The organism is Pseudoalteromonas holothuriae (genome assembly GCF_945859825.1).
GTDB lineage: Bacteria > Pseudomonadota > Gammaproteobacteria > Enterobacterales > Alteromonadaceae > Pseudoalteromonas > Pseudoalteromonas holothuriae.
In genome coordinates this window covers 1-2574 of sequence record NZ_CAMAPC010000053.1, presented here as the reverse complement: position 1 = coordinate 2574, position 2574 = coordinate 1, and the positions used below count along the sequence as shown (strand labels likewise).

Here is a 2574-nt window from a genome sequence, read left to right as displayed (position 1 = left end):
ATCTTGGTGCGCGACTTGTTTATTGTTGGCGTCAAAACTAAAGGTTTGCTGTGAATTATTGCCGTCTATTTTACGTACCAAGTTACCTTGTGCATCATAATGGTACAGGTTAACTGGTCGCTCATAGCGAGTGACACCTGCTTCGCTAGTTATTGCTACGGCTGGCAATAACTCTTTAATCACCTTGTTTTGATGGTTGTATTGCGCTTTGGTGATACTTCCCATAGCATCTTTGTGCTCAATCACATTACCCCAACGGTCATGTTTTTGTGTAATGAGAGGAGTTTGCCAGCCACCGTTTTGGTAAAACTGAGGCTGTTTTATTTCCGAAGCGTTGCCCAGTGCATCACGCTTAATATGGGTGGTACCATTAAGGGCATGAATCGTTTTGGTTAACCGACCAGCATTGTCATAGGTGTGGGTTTTTAGTACCCCATCACCTTTGGTGGTTTTCCACAATAAGCCTTCTTGGTTATAAACATACACCCCTTGGTCGTCTTTTTTCACTTCACCGAAAGCGTTGTACGCAGTGTTAAAAGTAAACTCTGAGTTGGTTGGTTTGCCGCCATGTGTTGACACGCTATCAAGTGATTTTGCAGTCACCTGTCCATTGTTGTCATATTGATAAGACGTGAGTAATGACTTGCTGCTGTTATCTGAGTTGGTGTAATGCGCTCGACTTTGAGATAACAGTCCGTGTGCGTTGTAATGGTGCTCTGTTTTATGGCCAAGCGCATTATATTCACGTATTAGCTGACCACGGGTGTTGTACTCATGGCGGGTTACTTTGTCCTGCGCTAAGTGTACTGGTGCGGTTAAATCACCCCAAGTACGTGAGTGCCCCGTTAAGCGTGTCGCATGCTCACGCTGCTCAACTAAGTTACCCAGCACATCATAGGCATAAGAGGTTGCTTGGCGGCCTAGCTGTGTTGTGGTGGCCGCGGCTTTAGATGCCTTTGCGTCGGCGTTTACATAGCCGGTATAAGCTTGCGCTTTGTTGATTAAGCGCCCTGTCGCATCGTATTCAAACAAGGTGCTAGCGCCAACATCTGTGCCAGTATATGTTTCTGGATTGGCTAAATCAGTACTTGTGGTCAGTGCAGTGCGCACATTACCCAGTACATCGTACTCTTTATAATCAATTACTTGGTTTTTATCGGTATACGCAAATGCACTTGAGCCTTGCTGTTTTACAGCCACATTTTGATAAACCGTATGGGTAACTCGGCCCATATCATCGTAATAAAACTCAGTGGTGCGGTTTTGACCTTGAGTCTCGTTATCTGCCCTTCCCGTTGGGGCGGTATTTTCGTCAATAGAGCCACTGAGCGCCACCGCATATTCGGTGCTTGATGCCACTTCACCATGTGCGTTATACGTGAGTGCGCTAAGGTACTTACCTGCATCCACACTGGCCACTTTTTGACCCAAGGTGTTGTAATAGCTGTAACTGGTCAATGGTGTCTGATTATCTAACAGTTGCTCTTTTTTAATTTCTTGGTCAAAGGCGTTATAGGTAAAGTGCGTGGTTTGTTTGCCAATAACAACTTGCTCTTTGCGCCCAGCCGTGTCGTATTGGGTGTGAATACGACGGTCAAGGGGAGATGCATTCACATTCGCATCGTTACTTGGGCTCAGTAAACCTGAGCTATTCACCATATCCGCTAAGGTTATGGGCCCAGTAGGTTGAATGGTATGCTCATCAGCATATTGAATAAGCAACACTTCTTGACCAAAGGCGTTAAATTGGCGCTCAATCACATTGCCGTCCGTGCTTATTTCAAAGCGTACGTTACCCACATTATCGTATACTTTCAGTGCAGTTAACCCACCTTGTGTTGTGCTTACAGCACGTCCAAGTGCGTCATATCGGGTGAGTGTTTCAGTTGCAGGTGCATGCGTTGTAGCCGCTTGGCGCGTCGCGATTTGGCGACCCGCACTGTCATACATAAAGTGAGTGACTGCTTTTGGTAAGCCGCTTACCCAGCTATTATTTTGCTGCCCGCCTTCTTCAATAATCGTAACATTACCAAGCCCATCGTAATGAAAGGCTTTTGTGATGCGCACATTACTGAGCGTTCTTAGGCTACCATTATGCCAATCATAAACTGCCTGTTGAGGGCCGCGTTCAAACGCTAACTTGCCTGCAGAGTTGTAGTCATAAGTCCACGTTGCGCCTTTTTGGTTGGTATAGCTGGCCTTTAAGCCATTGTCGTAGTAGCTAAATTGCTCGGTGGTGCCATCAGCATGGCGTTGCCAAGTTAGCTGCCCCTTGGCGTTATACTGAGCGTGATTAACACGGGCGTCATTTAATAACTCACTGGCAAAGTGACTTTGCAGGTCGGTGAAGCTTAATGTACCGGCGTTAAATTTACTACTCAGTGCAGCGTGTTCAGTAAGGGATGTGCCATGAGTAATATTACTCATGATGTCGCTAATTTCATTATAGCGCTGCTCGATAACATGGCCTTGCGCATTCACTGTAAAGCGTAGACGCCCAGCTGCATCGTAAAACAATTGGCTGCTGCGGTCGTGCTCTGAACGGCTGATTTTGCTTGCAAGCTCTACTTCATT

The 2574-nt window shown here is 46.2% G+C and carries 1 protein-coding gene; it reads right to left on the bottom strand.

Annotation, left to right across the window (positions count from 1 at the left end; translation table 11 throughout):
- Positions 1 to 2574: RHS repeat domain-containing protein (locus OCI93_RS20735; protein ID WP_261627235.1), on the bottom strand; the 2574-nt coding region annotated here is incomplete at both ends.